We start from the raw sequence: 19,767 nt of genomic DNA on the forward strand, positions 1-19,767 counted from the left end.
ATGAAAGCGGTTAAGCGCGCCTGATTAGCCATAAAAAGAACGGTACCCCGACTAACGCAGCAACCAGACCAGCCGGAAGCTGAAAAGGAAAAATGAGCATTCTTCCTAACCAGTCTGACCCAACCATTAGGGCGCTACCGGCTACGGCAGATATTACCAGTTGAGCTGATGCACTTCGGTAACCGAGCGCCCGTGCTGTATGGGGGGCCATTAAGCCAACAAAGCTGAGTGGTCCGACTATGAAAGTGGAGGTTGCAGTGAGAACTGCAGCAACACACATTATGGATAGCCTGCTTGCTGTTAGTGGCATGCCTGCTGATCTGGCTATCGACTCGCCTAACGGCAGCAGCGTAAGCCACCTTCTTAATAAAGGGGTAATAAGACCCAGCGCAGCGGCAACAGCTAAAGCTGACCACGCTTTTGACGCTGAAATACCATATGTCGATCCCGCAAACCAGGTAAGTAGTGTCGATACACGTGGATCACCGCCAGCCAGCATTAACATTAACAACGCCATAAAAGCTGCATTCAGTGCCATACCTGCCAGCATCATCCTTTGAGCAGAAAAATTACGGTAACCAGCAAGGGTTGTAACGGTGAATAAGGTGATGACAGACCCGAGGCAACCCGCAGGTAAAAGCCAGCCGCTCAGATCTCCGGGAACGAGCATAATAACTATCACCAGACCTGCCGCAGCCCCTGTGCTCACACCGACAACTTCCGGACTGGCTATTGGATTACCGGTTAAACGCTGGATCAGGCAGCCAGCAAGACCAAGCATTGCTCCTGCAGCTAACGCGGCAACGACACGTGGAAGCCTGAAATCCAAGGTTGCTTGTTTAGACCATTGCCAGCCTGAACTGTATTGCCCTAAATACAAAGCAAGCGTTATCAGAAGAAGCAGTACAGTTATCCCGACAGCAAGCCCGGTGCTTAATTTTCTTTTCTTCTCAGGAAAATCACCCGTAACGGCCGTCTTTGACTGCATGTTTTCTCTCAGGCGTGGTAATAACCATAATAGCGCCGGCGCACCAAGAAGAGCCGTAACGGTGCCGGTCGGCACTTCTCGCCAGATTAGCGACAACAGAATGACCGCTTGATCTGAAATAAATAAAAGCAGTGCACCGACGAAAGGCGCAGCAACAATCAAATGGTTCAAGCGTCGCGCACCGAATAAGCGTGCAATAAGTGGGGAAAACAATCCGATAAAACCAATGATCCCCGAGGTTGTAACCATTGCCGCAGTAAGACAAACAGCGATGAATAAAGAAACGAAGCGCACAGCATGCAGGCGCAGACCAAGATTCCGGGAAATGGAATCGTCCATGCCGAGTAGCGTAAGAGGCCTCATCAACAGGAAAGACAGTAGGAAAAACATCAGCAATTGCGGCATAAGTTTGACTACATTTCCCCAGCCGTTTTGTGTCAGTGATCCCGTGCCCCATAAAAGCACACTCTGCAGTCTCTCATGAAAGTAGAGCCCGATAAGCTGAGAGACAGCGCTACAATAGAGTGTCATGACGAGCCCCACCAGAATGAGTGATACCGGCGAAAGCCTTTTACCTCGAATGACGATGGCCACCAAAATTCCCATGGCCATGGCACCATAAAGCGCACCTGAATAGGGGGTAATTAGTTGACCACCCCACAATGTGGCGAGCGTCATTCCAAGTTGAGCACCGTTCGCAACTCCCAATGTGGAGGGTTCAGCCAGCGGGTTTTGTAGCACCTGCTGAAACAAAAGCCCAGCCAGGCCGAGGCCTGCGCCAGTGAGTAACGACATGACTATTCGAGGTAACAGGGTATCGTGAAAGAGAACCTGTGAAATCACGTTGTTATCAGGGGCGATCAGTCCCGAAAGCCAGACATGCACCGGTAACACATTGCTGAGGTTAAACCCTGCCAGCAACAACGCTACAGCCAGGGATAATGAGATGATGCTTATACGCTGGGTTTTCATATTTTGTTCAGAAGACTTTTGAGAAGATGGCAGAAGCGCAAAGCAGTAAGCGGTCCTCCGTAGTACCAGAGCCCAGGCACCCTATGAAATTGTCCGGAGCGAACAAATGGCATAGCTTTCCAGAGTGCCGTTGAGGCCAACTCATTCATGACGGCTTCATCGTTTTGCTCTGTAAAACAAATAACATCGGTATGAACTATCGAAGCAAGTCGCTCAATACTGACAACCGCGCTTCCCCAGAAGTTGGTTTCGCCCTGCCATCCCCCCGGAATCTCTGCCCCTGTCATAACATCCATAAAAAGGCTGTTTTCGCCAAAAACCAGCGCATGTCTTGCGTCAACCAACGCCATGAAAAGCAGAGGACGCTTGATTTTGTCTGCTGCGGCCAGGCGTAATGATGCTATGTCCCGTTCCAGCCAGGCCAGCACTTCACGTGCAGTCTTTTCTTTACCGATTTTTGCAGCCAGAGACAGCAGCGCAGTGCAGGTAGTTGAAAGCGGATGACCATTTTTATCACTGAATGCAATGGCCATCGATGGGGCGATAGCGTCGTAGAGTGTTGGCGGTGGGCCATACCCTTCTGCATAAACGATCAGAGCCGGCTTGAGTGCAGCCATCAGTTCGAGGTTAGGCTCGGTACGTAAACCCAGCTCAGTCACATCTTCTGACAACACCGGCTGCTGAACGAGGGACCGGTAATTGGCAGCTTCAGCCACAGCAAGTGGCATTACACCTAAGGTAAGTAACATCTCCAATGGTAGCCACTCTGTAGCCACAATTCCTGAATCTGTGTGCGGTGAACTGGTTACCATTTGAGCGTCGACAAATGGAGAGAACATTGTCGTAACAGCGAGCATACGCAGCATATGACGCCGGCCAGGATCAATTGAAGTGGATATTACTTTTTTACTGGACATAACTGACCGGGTGCCCTTTACTCGGGTGCAAGAAAGTTCCCATCAATATTCCATAGATCCCTTTCAAAACTTCAGTCTGCATAAGTTCATGTGGAGCGCCCTGTGCAATAATTCCTCCTTTTCTGAGGGCAACAAGGTGGTGACAATAGCGAGCCGCCATATTGATATCATGCAGCACCGCGATGACGGTTACTCCCTTAGCGGATGACAATTGCCTGAGCAATGTAAGCACTTCTATTTGATGACCCACATCAAGCGCAGAGGTAGGTTCATCAAGTAAAAGACAACGCGTATCCTGTGCAATAGCCATTGCAATCCATGCTCGCTGCCGTTCACCCCCTGACAGGGAGTCCACATATCGATCAGAGAGGTTGTTCAACCCTGCTGCAGTTAAAGCGTCATTAACTATAGCCCGGTCTGTCGCTTTAAAACGGCCCAGAGCTCCATGCCAGGGGTAGCGACCAAGAGATACTATCTCATATACAGTCATACCCTCAGCTGCGGGTAGCTGTTGCGGGACATAAGCTACCTGACGAGCAAAATCGGAGGATGACCAGGACTCCAGAGGTTTCCCGTTTAGCAGTAGCATTCCTGAGGTTGGCTTATGATGGCGGCCTAACAACTTAAGCAGGGTCGATTTGCCGGACCCATTGTGACCAATAAGACCTGTGAACGCCCCCACAGGAAATGACAATCTTGAACCATGAAAAAGTGGTTTTCCTGATATAGAAAACTCAGCGTCGCAAACATTAAAACAAGCAGAAGACATTCGACACATTTCCATTTAAATCATTGTGGATTATCAGCCTCCCTTCAACTTTGTGTGAGGGGATCGCATATCCGGAATGGTTTTTAAAGGCAGGATATGGGCATACCCTCTTCCGAAATCACATGTTCCTAATCACACTCGTCGGAATAAAGTAGAACGAATGGAGAATGATTATAAGAATGGTTTTTATTTACCGAGTGGAGTGGATTTTCGATCTATTTAACTAATGAAGTTACCCACAAATCCCAACTTATACTGTAATCAATTAATTATTATACAGATAACGCTATTGCGACAATGTATGTAGATAACACGACAATGAATGTGTTGCATTAAACTTGGCTTAAACCAACTTAATCCCAATAGGACACGGCCAGAACAAAATTAATTCTATGTGTACTGCCCCTCAACATCGCTTAAGCGACAATGTATAGCTTTAAGACGACTAATTGCATGGCTGAAAAAAAAATATTAATAATCATAAATTCAATTAGTTACCACATAGAGTTGGTAAATATATAATTTTGAACATTAACTCTGAGATGTTGAATATAAACAGGAGGCGGCTTATTATCTGCCATTCACCGTGCAGGTGAACTCTCAGTTCGGCACATATTTTCAGAGAAACCGTCAGGTTCTTAACTATAAATAGCTAATTGAGATGAATTCATACACAACTCTCTTCAAATACACATACCCGATCCGGGGATGTCTACACACTTTAGTTCCCAGGCAAGAATAATTTCTGCAGTTGCACACTTAATTTTGATACGAATCGAGACAGAGATGATTTTCTTTCACACCTGTTAAAGATTTTATCTTCAAATCTTTTATTCACATCCTAGTTATGTGTCAGTTTTTAATGCTTAGCATGTAACTAACAGGATAATAACTTAAATATTTATAGAGTATAAAATGACAGAACTTAATTTGAATTATAACCATTACGAAAATAATAAAAGCAAAAAAATCATTATAAGCGGCGCAGGTATCGCTGGTTCAACTCTAGCCTTCTGGCTAAGCAAAATGGGACATAAAGTTACTGTGGTTGAACGTGCCCAGACTATGCGTCTATCAGGTCAAACCGTTGATATTAGAGATGAGGGATGTGAGGTAGTATCCCGTATGGGAATAATGGATGAAATTCATAGCCTAATGACGCGTGAAGAAGGTTTGCGATTCGTAGATAGCAGTAATCAGATACAGGCTGAATACCCTAGCGCGGGTGGAAAAAAATCGTTCGTTACCGACATTGAGATTCTGAGAGCTGATCTGTCAAAGCTTCTTATGAGAAAAACAGAAGATAATGTTGAATATGTTTTTGGTGATAACATTACAGATATCAGTGAAAACAAGAACGGAGTTGACGTAAGTTTTGAACACTCTCAAATTAGATCTTTTGATTTGTTATTGATTGCAGAGGGAATGAGGTCTCGTACCCGTAAAATTGTATTTGGTGAGGTCCCTGTAAAACATATCGGACTTTATACTGCATATTTTGCTATACCCTATGAGCCTCAAGATGGAACCTGGGTACGCTGGAGCAATTGCCAAGGGGGCAAATCAATTTTACTACGCCCTGATCAAGGAAAAACGACTCGCGCTTATCTCTATGTTCGTAGCGACGAGCGAGGTATAGATCTTAAGGGACGATCAGCAGTCAATGATTTTATCAAACGTAAGTTCAAAGATGATAATTGGGAAGCTCCACGTATTCTTGCGGAACTTAACAAATCAGATGACATCTTCTTTGAAGATCTTGGTCAAATAAAAATGCCGGCTTGGTCTAAAGGTCGTGTTGCTGTTGTTGGTGATGCTGCTTACTGTGCTACACCTGTAAGCGGAATGGGAACAACACTTGCAATCGTAGGTGCTTACATCCTTGCTCAGGAATTGAATCGAAATAGTAATTATCAAATGGCGTTCGAAATTTATGAAAACAGGATGCGGCCTTATGCTGAAAAAGCTCAAAAGATTAATCCCTGGACAATAAGGTTGGAACAACCCTCTACTCGTTTAGGAATTAGCTTTTTTTATAAATGGAAGCGTTTAGAAAGGACTTCAATAATGCAATTTTTTATGAGACCTTTCACACCCAAACCGGAACCTGAAACTTTCCTTGATTGAATTGATAAAAATAGTAATAAAATCAATTTCACCAAAAAAAGAATGATTTAAAGTTAATAGCAGCACCTGCATAAGGTGTTGCTGACATGCCCCATGATTAGATACAGCGCTCACTTAGTAATGTCAGATCCTTGACCCTGAGCCCGAATATGTTCCATGCATAATCAGGAATAACCGGCTTCAGGTTGGTTGCTTATTCTGGCAACCGGAAGATTTTTAATACATGACCGTATAACGTTTTGAAGGCGCGAGTCGGTAAATAGAATCATGAACAAATGACTGGCTTGGCTAAGGATTTTTTACTAAGCGAACAGGTGCATACTACAACGTGGAGCGTAAAAGGGATGGCTTGAGAAAATGTAAGGCTCATTTTGATGGGCGGCATCAATGGCAATCGCTGGAAGGGGGTAAGTAAATCTAACGAAACTTGAGGTTTTGTTGACAGATGCGACAATGATTGCAATTATTTACGCCAACGAGAAAAGGGCATCAGCTCGAACTGATACCCTTTCTTGAAGATTTTTATGTTCAATGTTGGATGATGCATCTGTCAATGCAGTCACCGTTGCTTTGAACACCATCTTCGTTTAGACACCCGTTAGAGATCTCACTTCTAACCAGTGTGCTTCGATGTATGGTGCCCGGACGCGGAATCGAACCACGGACACGGGGATTTTCAATCCCCTGCTCTACCGACTGAGCTATTCGGGCAACGGGGCGCATTAAACCAAAGCGGCCCGACAGCGTCAAACGCTTTTCAACAAAATGAAATCGACTGACGGCTTTTCCATCAAACCTGCCTGCCCGCCCCGCCGCTGCCGGTAAAAATCGTGCTATCGGCTGCCGAAATTTCAACCTGGATGCCCGTTGAGGCTGAATTGTGGCGCTACCAGGCCGATAAATGTGACGAGACCAACACTAATAATAAGGATCACCATGTTTTACACCATTACATCAGGAATTGCTTCCCGCCTCAGTTGGCAGAAGCGTACACACTCCGCAGCAACCCTCACCTCGCTTAACGACTCGATCGCCATGATTGAGTTCACGGCCGATGGCACCGTTATCGGCGCAAATGCCCTGTTTCTTGAGCGGATGGGCTACACGCTGGCAGAAATTGCGGGCCAGCATCACAGCCTGTTCTGTACGCCGGATCAGCTGCAATCCAGCGACTACAAAGACTTCTGGCTGCGGCTGAACCGGGGCGAAAGTTTCAGCGACAAGTTTCTCCGCGTCGCCAAAAACAGCCGACCGGTGTGGCTCGAAGCCAACTATGTGCCGGTGCAGGATCGCCACGGACGGGTATTTAAGATCGTTAAGCTGGCGACCGACATCACCAGCCACATAAACGATGCACAAGAGCAGCGCGCAATGACCAATGCGATTGAGCGCTCAATGGCGGTGATCGCCTTTAACCTGAAAGGCGAAGTGCTCAAAGCCAACGACAATTTCCTTAAGACCATGGGATACTGTCGTGAGGAAATTCAGGGTGTGCACCACAGTCTGTTCTGTTCAGAGGCGATCCGTAACAGCCGCGAATACAGTGAACTCTGGCAGCAGCTGAATCACGGTGAATTTATCTCGGGTCAGTTTCCCCGGGTGAATAAACAGGGCCGAACCGTCTGGCTGCGCGCCACCTACAATCCGGTGTTCGACCAGCAGGGCAAACTGTATAAAGTGGTGAAATTTGCCACCGACGTCACCGCCCAGGTTGAGAAGAATCAGCAGGAACGTGAGGCGGCACAACGGGCCTATCACACCGCATTGCAGACCAACGAAAGCACCCGCGTCGGTGCAGAGGTGATCGCTAATAGCGTGCAGACCATGAACGCGCTGGCGGGGGAACTGCAGGGAATTTCCGGCGATATCTCCGGCCTGAGCGAATCGTCAGACCGCATCGGCTTTATCGTGGAGAGCATTCGCCGCATTGCCGATCAGACCAATCTGCTGGCGCTGAATGCGGCGATTGAAGCGGCGCGAGCGGGCGCCCATGGCCGCAGCTTTGCCGTGGTTGCCAACGAAGTCAGAACGCTGGCGGCCAACATCAACCGCGCCACCGCAGAGATTGAGAGCCGGGTACAGCAAAATCACCTGCTGGCGAATAAGGCGCTGAAGGGAATTGAATCGAACCTGAAGCGCGCCGATCAGGGGGTGCAGCTGGCGCAGGAAGCGGGCGGCGTGATTGCGGAAATTCGTGAAGGCGCAACGGATGTGGTGCGCGCCATCAGCCACGTCACCGAGACGCTGAAATCTTAACATCAAAGGGGCCATGGCCCCTTTTTTTACCCCTGCACCGCTACTTCTTCTCTGCCGCCTCCGGCGCTTCTGGTGCTTCTGGCGCGGGCGGAATAAAGATGTGATCCAGAATGGCACGCATCACCGGTGCTGCCGTCACCCCTTCCCCACCGCCATTTTCCAGTATCAGCGTCACCGCCACTTTAGGCGCGTTAAACGGCGCAAACGCGGTATAGAAGATATGGTCACGCAGCCGGACCGGGATCATTTTGGCGTTATAGGTCTGGTTCTGTCGCAGACCAAACACCTGCGAGGTGCCACTTTTCGCTGCGATGCCATAAGGTGCGGTATGAAAATATTTATAGCCGGTGCCGTTAGGCGCATTCGCCATACCAAACATCGCGTGGCGCACCAGTGACCAGTACGGCGAATGCGGATCGCCAATCTGCGCCGCCGGCTGTTTCGGTTGATAGTTCTCTACCTGGTTACCGCGCTGCGCTTTCTGCAGCAGGTGCGGCGCAATCACCCGACCGTTATTAATCAGCGCTACCATCGCTTTTTCCATCTGAATCGGCGTCGCGATCCAGTAGCCCTGACCGATGCCGACTGAAATGGTGTCGCCCTGATACCAGGCTTTTTTGTGCACCTTCTGCTTCCACTCGCGGCTCGGCAATAAGCCGTTGTACTCTTCATTCAGGTCGATGCCGGTCGATTTGCCGTAACCAAACTGACTGAGCAGGGTGTGGATACGGTCGATGCCCATCATGAACGCCACCTGATAGAAGAAGGTATCGGCAGACTCCTCAATCGCCCGCGTAACATCCAGCATGCCGTGGCCGGTTTTTTTCCAGTCGCGATAGCGGCGATCGGTGCCCGGCAGCGTCCAGGTGGGCGCGCCAAAGAACTGCGACTGCGGCGTAATCACATGGGTCAACAGCGCAGACATCGCCATATAGGGCTTCACCGTCGAGGCGGGAGGATAGAGCCCCTGGGTAACGCGATTGATCAGCGGCAGATCCTTATTCTGCAGCAGCGATTTGTAGGCCTGATAGCTGATGCCCTTCACGAACGGATTAGGGTCGTAGCTGGGACTGGAAACCATCGCCAGCACCGAACCGTCACGCGGGTCCTCAATCAGCAGCGCTGCTCGCTGGCCGGCCAGCAGGCTTTCGGCGTACTGCTGCAGATGCAGATCCAGCGTCAGGGTGAGGTTTTTCCCGGCCGCCGGCGGCACCTCTTTCAGCACCCGCACGATGCGGCCGTGGTTATCCACTTCCACTTCCTGATAGCCCGGCTTACCGTGCAGCAGAGTTTCGTAATAGCCTTCAATGCCCTGTTTACCGATGTTGTGGTCAGCGGCGTAGTTCTCGGCGATGCCTGCCGCATTCAGCCGTTTGTAGTCGTTATCGTTGATTTTCGACACATAACCGAGCACGTGCGCCAGATCGGCACCGTAGGGATATTCACGATCCTGATAAACTTCGATACTGGCACCGCTAAAACGAAACTGGTTAACCGCGAAGCGGCCCACCTGCTCCTCGCTCAGCTCCTCTTTCAGCACCACCGGCTTGTAGCGGCTGGTCTGTTTTAACGCATGCCGGAAGGTTTCAATCTCATCAGGTGTCAGGTCAAGGATCGGCGTCAGCGCCCGCAGCGTGGCCTGCATATCGGTGATTTTATACGGCGTCAGAGTGATGGCGTACCAGCTGACGTTGCGTACCAGCGGAATGCCGTTGCGGTCATAAATCAGCCCGCGCGTCGGGGCGATGGGGATCATTTTGATGTCGTTCTGGTTGGATCGGGTCTGATAGTAGCTGTGGTCGCGCACCTGCAGGCGATACAGATTCACAGCAAGAACAGTGAAGCAGAGACAGACCAGAGCGAAAGCTACCGTCGCGCGACGGGCAAACAGTTTCTCTTCAGCGTCGAAATTACGAAAATTCATCAGGCAGCATTATCAGGCGGTTATTTATTATTTGTTGTTCCGCAACATGATAAAGCGCGATCGCCGGGGCACCAGCGCGAAGATGCACAAGCCTGGCGAAAAGTGTGTCATTTGATGTGAATGTTACAGGACGGATAAGGCGAAGAAGATCGGGTCCTCCTCATCAGAAGAGGACCCGGCAGGCTGCAGGCGGTAACGTTACCCGCCGGATGGATTAATCCCCCAGCAGCACCGACTCCAGCGCAATTTTAATCATGTCGTTGAAGGTGGTCTGACGTTCAGCGGCAGAGGTCTGCTCGTGAGTACGGATGTGGTCCGATACGGTGCAGATGGTCAGCGCTTTAGCACCGAACTCTGCCGCCACGCCGTAGATGCCAGCCGCTTCCATCTCTACGCCGAGGATGCCATATTTTTCCATCACATCGAACATCTGCGGATCCGGGGTGTAGAACAGATCGGCGGAGAAGATGTTACCGACGCGGGCTTCAACACCCAGATTTTTGGCTGCATCGACGGCGTTACGCACCATGTCGAAATCAGCAATCGCCGCGAAATCGTGATCTTTGAAACGCATCCGGTTTACTTTGGAATCGGTGCAGGCACCCATACCAATCACGATGTCGCGCAGTTTAACGTCTGCACGGACCGCGCCACAGGAACCTACACGAATGATTTTCTTCACACCGAAGTCGGTGATCAGCTCTTTGGTGTAGATCGAGCAGGAAGGAATGCCCATGCCGTGGCCCATTACCGAGACTTTACGGCCTTTGTAGGTGCCGGTGTAGCCCAGCATGCCGCGCACATTGTTCACTTCAACCGGGTTTTCCAGGAAGGTTTCTGCAATGTGTTTCGCGCGCAGCGGGTCGCCCGGCATCAGAACGACGTCAGCGAAATCACCCATTTCGGCATTAATATGCGGAGTTGCCATTGTTACTTTATCCTTGTTAAATCGCTGGGTTACAGCATGTTCTTGCCATAGTCCATGTCGGACAGGCCAAAATAGTGTGCAATTGTCTGACCAATATCGGCGAAGGTTTCGCGATAACCGAGTGAACCCGGCTCAACTTTCGGTCCGTAAATCAGAATCGGAATGTGCTCACGGGTGTGTTCGGTGCCTTGCCAGGTCGGATCGCAGCCGTGGTCAGCGGTCAGGATCAGAATGTCATCCTCGCCCACCAGCTCCATCAGCTCCGGCAGGCGACGGTCAAACAGTTCCAGTCCGCCAGCATAACCGGCGACATCACGGCGATGTCCCCACGTCGAGTCGAAGTCGACAAAGTTGGTGAAGACAATCGAGTGATCCGGCGCGATTTTCATCTCCTGAATCGTGGCGTCAAACAGCGCATCCAGACCGGTCGCTTTGACCTTTTTGGTGATGCCCTGCTCAGCGTAGATGTCCGCGATTTTACCCACCGAAATCACCTGACCGCCCTTCTCATCCACCAGCTTTTTCAGCATGGTGGCTGACGGCGGCTCAACCGCCAGATCGTGACGGTTACCGGTACGTTCGAAGTGACCGGCTTTGTCGCCGACAAACGGACGGGCGATAACGCGGCCGATGTTATAGCCGCCTTCCGTCAGCTCTTCGCGGGCAATTTCGCACAGCGCATAGAGGCGATCCAGGCCAAAGGTCTCTTCATGACAGGCAATCTGGAATACCGAGTCCGCAGAGGTGTAGAAAATCGGCTTGCCGGTTTTCATGTGCTCTTCACCCAGCTGATCGAGAATCACCGTCCCCGAAGAGTGGCAGTTACCGAGGTAGCCTGGCAGCTCAGCGCGCTGCACCAGCTTATCGAGCAGTTCCTGCGGGAAACTGTTCTCCTGATCGCTGAAGTAGCCCCAGTCAAACAGCACCGGAACCCCGGCGATTTCCCAGTGGCCTGACGGCGTATCTTTACCTGACGAGATTTCGCTGGCGTAAGCGTAAGCGCCGGTGATCTTCGCGTTCGGGTCAAGGCCCGCCGGGAAGCGGCCAGTCGAAAGCTCTGCGGCCTTACCCAGACCCAGCGCGGTCAGATTAGGCAGATGTAAAGGCCCTTTACGGCCTTTGTCCGCTTCACCTTTGAAACAGGCTTCAGCGATGTGACCAAGCGTATCTGAACCTGCGTCACCGAATTTATCGGCATCTTTACTGGAGCCGATCCCGAAGGAGTCGAGAACCATAATAAAAGCACGTTTCATGCAAGTCTCCTGCGCAATGGCGCGTGACAAGTCAAAAAAAAGCGATCAGATCAGTATACCCGAATGCGTTGCCGCTGGCACCGATTACTGCCCGATTAACTGACATCGCTCACACGACGATAAACCACTGGCGTAGCGGCTGGCGCGCTATCGCCGATCACCAGCGCGGCTTTGACCGCAGCGGCAGCCTGTTGCCACTGCGCTTCGTTGCTGGCGTGGATTATCGCCAGCGGGCGCTGCGCATCGGCACGTTCACCGAGGGTGATCATCTCGCTTAAGCCAACGCTGTAATCGATGCTGTCGCTGGCACGCTGGCGTCCGCCGCCCAGCGCCACCACTGCCAGACCGAGCGCCCGGGTATCCATGCTGCTGACAATGCCAGGCTGGTCGGCGTAGACCGCCTTGCTCAGCATTGGCGCAGGCAGATAGGCATCGTAGCGCTCGACAAAATCGGCCGGCCCGTTCTGCGCCGCCACCATGCGGGCAAAAACCTCTGCCGCCCTGCCGTTATCCAGCACCTTCATCAGCTGCTGGCGCGCTTCTGTCTCATTAGCCGCCAGCTTGCCGGAAATCAGCATTTCGCTGCACAGCGCCAGCGTCACTTCCAGCAGGCGCGGGTTGCGCTGTTCACCGGTCAGGAAGCGCACCGCTTCCCGCACTTCCAGTGCGTTTCCGGCTGACGAAGCCAGCACCTGGTTCATATCGGTGAGCAGTGCGGTGGTCTGGCAGCCGGCTCCGTTGGCTACGCCAACAATCGACTGCGCCAGATCCTCGGAGGCTTCATAGGTTGGCATAAAGGCGCCTGAGCCTACTTTGACATCCATCACCAGCGCATCCAGCCCTTCCGCCAGTTTCTTTGCCAGAATCGAGGCGGTAATCAGCGGGATCGAGTCTACGGTGGCGGTAATGTCACGCGTGGCGTAGAAGCGTTTGTCGGCCGGAGCCAGTGAGTTGGTCTGGCCGATAATCGCCACCCCGACCTGTTTGATGATCTCCCGGAAGCGGTCATCGCTGGGGAAGATGTCAAAGCCCGGAATCGCTTCCAGCTTATCCAGCGTGCCGCCGGTATGACCGAGGCCACGGCCGGAGATCATCGGAATATAACCACCGCATGCGGCCACCATTGGTCCGAGCATCAGCGACGTGACATCGCCAACGCCGCCGGTCGAATGCTTATCCACCACCGGCCCATTCAGATTGAGCGATTTCCAGTTCAGCACGGTACCAGAATCCCGCATCGCCATGGTCAGCGCCACGCGCTCAGGCAGCGTCATGTCATGAAAATAGATGGTCATGGCCAGCGCGGCAATCTGGCCTTCAGAGACGCTGTTATCACGAACACCGTTGATGAAGAAGCGGATTTCAGCCTCAGTCAGCGCGTGACCGTCACGTTTTTTGCGAATAATTTCTTGTGGCAGGAACAAGGTAGCCCCCTTGGCTCAGGGAAATGCGGTGTGACAGAGGCGGTCGGTGACCGCCACAGGATGAGTTTAATAACCGGCTTTGCTGGTCTCGCTCTGATGACCCAGAGTATTCAGCAGACTCGCCAGCAGGCTCGATGCGCCAAAGCGGAAGTGACGCGCGTCGGCCCATTCTGCACCCAGCGTATCTTCCGCCAGTTGCAGATAGATGGCGGCATCTTCAGCGGTGCGTACGCCACCTGCCGGTTTGAAACCGACCTGCTGGCTGACGCCTTTATCACGGATGACGCTCATCATGATCTGCGCCACTTCAGGCGTGGCGTTGACCGGGACTTTACCGGTAGAGGTTTTGATGAAGTCAGCACCGGCATCAATTGCGATTTCAGACGCCTGACGGATCAGCGCTTCCTGCTTCAGTTCACCGGTTTCAATAATCACTTTCAGCAGTACGTTGGCCTCAGCACAGGCGGTCTTACAGGCTTTCACCAGATCAAAACCGACCTGACTGTTACCGGCGATCAGCGCGCGGTACGGGAACACCACATCCACTTCATCGGCACCGTAGGCGATAGCGGCGCGGGTTTCAGCCAGCGCAATCTCAATGTCGTCATTGCCGTGCGGGAAATTGGTCACCGTGGCGATGCGGATCTCTGGCGTACCCTGCTCACGCAGCGTTTTACGCGCAATCGGAATAAAGCGCGGATAGATGCAGATGGCTGCGGTGTTACCCACCGGCGATTTTGCCTGATGACAAAGTGCGATCACTTTTTCGTCAGTGTCGTCGTCATTCAGGGTGGTTAAATCCATCAGTTTCAGGGCACGCAGGGCTTGCTGTTTGATATCGGTCATGAGGCTCTCCAAAGGATCGGGGTGCGATCCACCGGCTGGCCGGCGGAATGTTATAATAATAACACCGTCAGGCGGCCTGTTATGTGCCAGCAGTCACATCAGAATAAGAAAATGGTGCAATTATGCCACGCTTACCGTGATCAGAATCGCATTTAACGCCGTTAACAGCCCATTATACGCCAGTCAGCGAAATGTTACTATTATCACATTTAGTGGCGCGGACCGGCATAGGTTGCAGGTATAGGTTGTGGGCATAGGTTGTGGGCATTAGTTGAGAGCATAGTTTAAAGCTTAGCGGGTTCATTACGAATGGCGGGAAAAGCGGGATCGAGCTGAAACAACTGCTGGCTGTTACGCCACAGCGCCCCGGCAATCACTTCAGGTGGCTCATCGCGCAGGGTGCAAAGCGTCTCCCATACCTGGCGCGCCCGTTCAGGTCGGTTAGGCTGGCCCTGAAAGCCTTTTAACGGCATATCCGGTGCATCCGTTTCCAGCAGCAACGAGGAGAGCGGCAGTTGTGCCAGCGTCTGGCGGGTTTTGCTGGCGCGCTCATAGGTGATGGTGCCGCCGACGCCAATCGCATAGCCGAGCTTAATAAACGCCTGCGCCTGTTGCCGACTGCCGGCGAAACCATGTACCACACCACGACGCGGCAGATCGTGGCGACGCAGATGCTGGGCCAGTTTGTCATGGGTGCGACGCGAGTGCAGGATCACCGGCAGATCATAGCGTTTCGCCAGCTTAAGCTGAGCATCCAGAAAGCGTTGTTGCTTATCAAACTGCGGATCGTCGCGATAAAGATCCAGCCCGATCTCACCGATCGCCACCAGCTTAGGCGGTCGCTGCTTAAGCCTCTGCTCCAGCTGATCGAGATGCGCTTCCTGATGTGCTTCTATAGCGATCGGATGCAGTCCGAGTGCGGCGTAGAGCGCAGCATGTCCGGCCGCCAGTTCGCACACCCGGCTGAAGCGGCTGGCATCGATCGCCGGGATGATGATCTTCTCGACGCCAGCCGCCGCAGCCCGCGCCAGGCTGGCAACGGTATCGCCCTCAAACGGCGGGAAATCAAAATGACAGTGGGTATCGATAAACTTCATGCCAGCGATCCTTTATCGTAATCAGCATCATTATCCGCCAGCGGCGGCGTAATAATCTCGCGGTTGTCCGGCGCATTGGCCACCGGTGCCGGCGGCGTGACGATACGCGGCGTGATGGGCTCTGCGTCGCTTAACCACTGGCCCAGCGTGGCGAGGAAATAGCGGCCGCAGCGCCGTCCAAGATGGTAATCCTGATTCAGTGACGAAATACGGCTGCCGAGCGCGCTGCTGGCCAGCACATGCGGTGGAAAGATCTCTATAATCCGTAAGTCACCGGGCGGATTTTCAATAAACTGCTGAATTTCCCGGTAGCTTTTTTCATGGTGATTGAGCACGTTAATCATCGGCTGAAAGGCACCGGCGCTTAGCCAGCGCTCCATCCGCTTAATCCATTTCGGCGTATAAAACATCTGAGAAGGCACGGTGCGGATCACCACAATGGTGTCTGCGCCACGGCGCGCCGCTTCCCGCACCGGAATCGCATCGCTGATGCCGCCATCCAGATAGCTAATCCCTTCAAGATTGACGCCAAGCCGGTAGAAGCCGGGAATGGCGCTGGAGGCTTTAATCAGCTCCAGCCAGTTGTCCGCCGTGGGGGTGAAATAGCCGGGCGTATAATCGTCGCTGCGGCAGGCGCACATATAGAACTCAAGCCCGCGCGAGAACATTTTTTCAGCGTGAGTCATCGCCAGTGGAAATTCACTGCGGGTGGTTTCCACCAGCCAGTCGAGATCGATCAGATTACCGCCGCGAACAAAACGCAGCGGATCAAAAAACAGTTTATTGGTGGTGTAACGGGTGATCACGCGGCGGGCATAGCCTGGCTGGCCACAGACAAACGCCGAGAGGTTTTGTGCACCCGCAGAGGTGCCGAGCAGCAGGTGAAACGGATTAAAACGGGCAAGCTGGAATTCATCAAGCACCCCGGCGGTGAAAATGCCGCGTTGACCGCCGCCTTCACAGACCAGCGCAATTTTATGCGATTTGAAAGGAGCCAGCGCAAGAGGTTCGATAGCGCCGAGCGTAACAGGAATGCGAATACCCACTGTGTGAACCTCGAATGGGGTTCCGACGGGCAAGCTGATGGATACTTACTTCTATCCAGCAGCATTCCGGAGAACCAGTCATACAATCCCTTAGCCGGACAGCCCGCGCAGTGGGGGTAGTCCATGTAGCCGGGTGAAAAAATCCCACTTCTCACCGATCTGGCTACGGATGACTGGTCTCCGCTTTATGCTTACTTGCTTTGCATTAAACTGCAGGACTCATCGGCTAAAGCTTTTTACGGCCGGTAAACAGGCTGATGAGGAACAGAATAATACCAACAACGAAGACAACTTTAGCTGCCCATGCTGCTGTACCCGCTAAACCACCAAAACCTAACGCTGCAGCAATCAGTGCGATCACCAGAAAAATAATGCCCCAACGAAACATAAGCCTCTCCTTACCCTATTGAAAATCGAACTGCTTATTTCATCCCCGGATGGGTATCTTTTATCCGTGCGGCCAGCAGTGACGCGGCCGCACGGTTACCATTAAGATTTAACCGTCAGGTCATTCTTAACGCTTTTCACGCCTTCAATGGCTTTCGCGATGCTTTCAGCACGGTCTGACTGTGCCTGATTAGCAACGTGGCCTGAAAGCTGAACAACGCCGTCGGTGGTTTCAACTTTTACGTTGCGCGACGGAACAATGTCATCCGCTAATAGCTTAGCTTTAATTTCGCTGGTCGTAGCGGCATCGCCCGCATAACCCTTCATTGATTGAGATTTGCTGTCTTTAACGTGTAGTTTGTCGCTGACGGATTTAACACCTTCGATTTTCTGCACCACGGCCACAGCCTTTTCGGCCTGATCCTGGGAAGTGACGAAACCGCTTAAGGTCACCACGCCCTGGTGGGTTTTTACCGAAATATCCGTACTTTTAATCGCGTCATCATCAACCAGAGCCGCTTTGGCTTTGGCGGTGATGCCGCTGTCATCCATATAACCATCGACTTTTTTCATAGAACTATCGATTTTCGCACCTGTGCTGTCTGCGGTCTGCGACGCTTTCTGGGAAAGCGACTCGTCAGCCAGCGCGCTGCCGCCGATCAGTGCTGAGCCAATCATTGCAGCCATCAGGGTTTTGGCAATCTTAGTCTTGTTCATCGATATATTCCTTCTATCAGTTAACTCGCCCAAAACTGTGGGCGCAACAGCAGCACAGGGTGCCGCTGGGTTACAGGACGTAAGGACAAGAGAAGTCTCTTCCGCCGTCCGATAGAATAATCATAGACCGCATTTCGCTTTTTGCCTGGCTAACTGGTTGATCACACGTCAAAACGAGAGGAAAAGCAGTTTTTTAGGAGGAGTCTGTAGCGGGGAAAACAGGGCCATTTCCTGCTGGAATGGCCCGGATAGCGTGCGATCAGTGCTCGCGGGTTTTGCGGAATCTGACGTCAGGATAACGTTCCTGGGTAATATTCAGGTTCACCATGGTCGGCGCGATATAAGTCAAATTATCGCCGCCATCCAGCGCGAGGTTAACCTCGTTTTTACGCTGGAAGTCTTCGAATTTTTTCGCATCGTCACACTCAACCCAACGCGCGGTAGAGACGTTGATCGCTTCGTAAATCGCTTCGACGTTATATTCGCTCTTCAGACGCGCCACCACCACGTCGAACTGCAGCACCCCGACGGCCCCCACGATCAGATCGTTGTTGTGTACCGGACGGAACACCTGCACCGCACCCTCTTCCGACAGCTGAACCAGCCCTTTCAGCAGCTGTTTCTGCTTCAGCGGATCGCGCAGGCGAATACGACGGAACAGCTCCGGCGCGAAGTTCGGAATACCGGTGAACTTCATGTTTTCACCCTGGGTGAAGGTATCGCCGATCTGAATAGTGCCGTGGTTATGCAGGCCGATGATGTCGCCAGGATAGGCTTCTTCAACATGAGAACGGTCGCCCGCCATAAAGGTCAGCGCGTCGGAAATCACCACATCTTTGCCGGTGCGGACCTGACGCAGCTTCATTCCTTTTTCATATTTACCCGACACCACGCGCATAAAGGCCACGCGGTCGCGGTGTTTCGGGTCCATATTGGCCTGAATCTTGAACACAAAGCCGGTAAATTTCTCTTCGCTGGCTTCGACGGTACGGGTATCGGTTTTACGCGGCATCGGACGCGGTGCCCATGACACCAGGCCATCCAGCATATGATCCACGCCGAAATTACCCAGTGCAGTACCGAAGAATACCGGCGACAGCTCACCATTGAGGAACGCTTCCTGCTCGAACTCGTGTGATGCGCCCTGCACCAGCTCCAGCTCTTCACGCAGCTGCGCCGCCAGATCTTCACCCACCGCGGTATCGAGATCCGGGTTGTTCAGCCCCTTAACGATACGCACTTCCTGAATGGTGTGGCCTTTACCGGTCTGGTAGAGATAGGTTTCATCGTTATAAAGGTGGTAAACCCCTTTAAACAACTTGCCGCAGCCGATGGGCCAGGTAATCGGCGCACAGGCGATTTTGAGTTCGCTTTCGACCTCATCCAGCAGCTCCATCGGATCGCGGATGTCACGGTCAAGTTTGTTCATAAAGGTCAGGATCGGCGTATCGCGCAGACGGGTTACTTCCATCAGCTTACGGGTACGATCCTCAACGCCTTTGGCGGCGTCGATCACCATCAGACAGCAGTCAACCGCCGTCAGGGTGCGGTAGGTATCTTCCGAGAAATCTTCGTGGCCCGGGGTATCCAGCAGGTTGACCAGGCTTTCACGGTAAGGGAACTGCATCACCGAGGTGGTGATGGAGATACCACGTTGTTTCTCCATTTCCATCCAGTCGGATTTGGCGTGCTGATTCGAGCCACGGCCTTTTACCGTACCGGCGGTCTGGATAGCCTGTCCGAACAGCAGGACTTTTTCGGTAATGGTGGTTTTACCGGCATCCGGGTGCGAAATGATCGCGAAGGTGCGGCGGCGTGCCACCTCTTCTAAAAAGGGATTAGACATGAGTGAATTCTTCTCAATGGAGCAGCGCTGTCGGTCTGGCGCTGCTGATAAATCACGGTGGCCGGCAGAACCTTACCGGCGGGTAAACGGTGCCGAAGGCGACATTACGTCGTCGGCGGGTCAGCGCGAAGTTACATTGGCGTGAATTCCGGTTACCTGGTCAGCTTTAAGGCGGCATAGCATACAATATTTTGCGCGCGCGGCCTACAGGGGAAGGCGGGGGATTTGGTCAGTGGCTCAGGTCGCTGAACCCGACAAACGGCCGGGACG

The 19,767-nt window shown here is 52.4% G+C and carries 15 protein-coding genes and 1 tRNA gene; 2 read left to right on the forward strand and 14 right to left on the reverse strand.

Annotated features, from left to right (window positions below; genetic code table 11):
• Positions 1-10: 10 nt before the first annotated feature.
• Genes fhuB through AC6I8I_RS16240 form a run of 3 tightly spaced genes read right to left on the reverse strand, consistent with a single transcriptional unit; the run spans position 11 to position 3,646 of the window.
• Positions 11-1,960: a Fe(3+)-hydroxamate ABC transporter permease FhuB gene (gene fhuB / locus AC6I8I_RS16230; RefSeq protein WP_497818002.1), complete on the reverse strand. Its 1,950-nt coding sequence runs from the start codon at positions 1,958-1,960 to the stop codon at positions 11-13.
• Positions 1,957-2,877 carry a Fe(3+)-hydroxamate ABC transporter substrate-binding protein FhuD gene (fhuD, locus tag AC6I8I_RS16235; RefSeq protein WP_497818003.1) on the reverse strand — a complete coding sequence of 307 codons (921 nt, stop codon included), beginning with the start codon at positions 2,875-2,877 and terminating at the stop codon, positions 1,957-1,959. The genes fhuB and fhuD overlap by 4 nt, the downstream gene beginning before the upstream one ends.
• On the reverse strand, positions 2,867-3,646 hold the full coding sequence (locus AC6I8I_RS16240; protein ID WP_374754028.1) for an ATP-binding cassette domain-containing protein: 780 nt from the start codon (positions 3,644-3,646) through the stop codon (positions 2,867-2,869). Before AC6I8I_RS16240 ends, fhuD begins: the two co-directional genes overlap by 11 nt.
• A 915-nt stretch (positions 3,647-4,561) precedes the next feature.
• Here AC6I8I_RS16240 and AC6I8I_RS16245 point away from each other — a divergent pair.
• Positions 4,562-5,773 carry an FAD-dependent monooxygenase gene (locus tag AC6I8I_RS16245; RefSeq protein ID WP_497818004.1) on the forward strand — a complete coding sequence of 404 codons (1,212 nt, stop codon included), beginning with the start codon at positions 4,562-4,564 and terminating at the stop codon, positions 5,771-5,773.
• Positions 5,774-6,408: 635 nt separating this feature from the next.
• Here the strand turns inward: AC6I8I_RS16245 and AC6I8I_RS16250 are convergent.
• Positions 6,409-6,484: transfer RNA gene (locus AC6I8I_RS16250), tRNA-Phe, on the reverse strand.
• 225 nt (positions 6,485-6,709) lie between these two features.
• Here AC6I8I_RS16250 and AC6I8I_RS16255 point away from each other — a divergent pair.
• Entirely contained in the window at positions 6,710-8,029 is a 1,320-nt protein-coding gene (locus AC6I8I_RS16255; protein ID WP_497828071.1) for a methyl-accepting chemotaxis protein, read from the forward strand.
• A gap of 40 nt (positions 8,030-8,069) precedes the next feature.
• Here AC6I8I_RS16255 and mrdA read toward each other — a convergent pair whose 3' ends face one another.
• The 10 genes from mrdA to prfC form a co-directional block, all read right to left on the reverse strand.
• The gene (gene mrdA, locus AC6I8I_RS16260; protein WP_497828072.1) at positions 8,070-9,953 is read right to left on the reverse strand and encodes a penicillin-binding protein 2; all 1,884 of its coding nucleotides are present in this window, start codon (positions 9,951-9,953) and stop codon (positions 8,070-8,072) included.
• A 214-nt stretch (positions 9,954-10,167) separates the two neighbouring features.
• A complete protein-coding gene (gene deoD, locus AC6I8I_RS16265; RefSeq protein ID WP_497828073.1) occupies positions 10,168-10,881 on the reverse strand; it encodes a purine-nucleoside phosphorylase in 714 nt (237 codons plus the stop codon).
• A gap of 29 nt (positions 10,882-10,910) precedes the next feature.
• Positions 10,911-12,134 carry a phosphopentomutase gene (deoB, locus tag AC6I8I_RS16270; protein ID WP_046289240.1) on the reverse strand — a complete coding sequence of 408 codons (1,224 nt, stop codon included), beginning with the start codon at positions 12,132-12,134 and terminating at the stop codon, positions 10,911-10,913.
• Between the two features lie 95 nt (positions 12,135-12,229).
• Complete coding sequence (deoA, locus tag AC6I8I_RS16275) at positions 12,230-13,558, reverse strand: thymidine phosphorylase (RefSeq protein WP_312053044.1); 1,329 nt, start codon at positions 13,556-13,558, stop codon at positions 12,230-12,232.
• A gap of 66 nt (positions 13,559-13,624) precedes the next feature.
• A complete protein-coding gene (gene deoC, locus AC6I8I_RS16280) occupies positions 13,625-14,404 on the reverse strand; it encodes a deoxyribose-phosphate aldolase (RefSeq protein WP_312053046.1) in 780 nt (259 codons plus the stop codon).
• 284 nt (positions 14,405-14,688) lie between these two features.
• Positions 14,689-15,501 (reverse strand): TatD family hydrolase, encoded by an 813-nt coding sequence (locus tag AC6I8I_RS16285; RefSeq protein WP_497828074.1) that lies wholly within the window; start codon positions 15,499-15,501, stop codon positions 14,689-14,691.
• On the reverse strand, positions 15,498-16,547 hold the full coding sequence (locus AC6I8I_RS16290) for a patatin-like phospholipase family protein (RefSeq protein ID WP_497828075.1): 1,050 nt from the start codon (positions 16,545-16,547) through the stop codon (positions 15,498-15,500). The genes AC6I8I_RS16285 and AC6I8I_RS16290 overlap by 4 nt, the downstream gene beginning before the upstream one ends.
• Before the next feature lie 226 nt (positions 16,548-16,773).
• On the reverse strand, positions 16,774-16,935 hold the full coding sequence (locus AC6I8I_RS16295) for a DUF1328 domain-containing protein (RefSeq protein WP_003848537.1): 162 nt from the start codon (positions 16,933-16,935) through the stop codon (positions 16,774-16,776).
• Between the two features lie 101 nt (positions 16,936-17,036).
• Positions 17,037-17,651 carry a molecular chaperone OsmY gene (gene osmY, locus AC6I8I_RS16300; RefSeq protein ID WP_312053367.1) on the reverse strand — a complete coding sequence of 205 codons (615 nt, stop codon included), beginning with the start codon at positions 17,649-17,651 and terminating at the stop codon, positions 17,037-17,039.
• Between the two features lie 259 nt (positions 17,652-17,910).
• Entirely contained in the window at positions 17,911-19,497 is a 1,587-nt protein-coding gene (prfC, locus tag AC6I8I_RS16305) for a peptide chain release factor 3 (RefSeq protein ID WP_031377074.1), read from the reverse strand.
• Between the last annotated feature and the right edge of the window lie 270 nt (positions 19,498-19,767).

It is taken from the genome of Pantoea sp. X-Soil-YNGN-775, assembly GCF_059730575.1.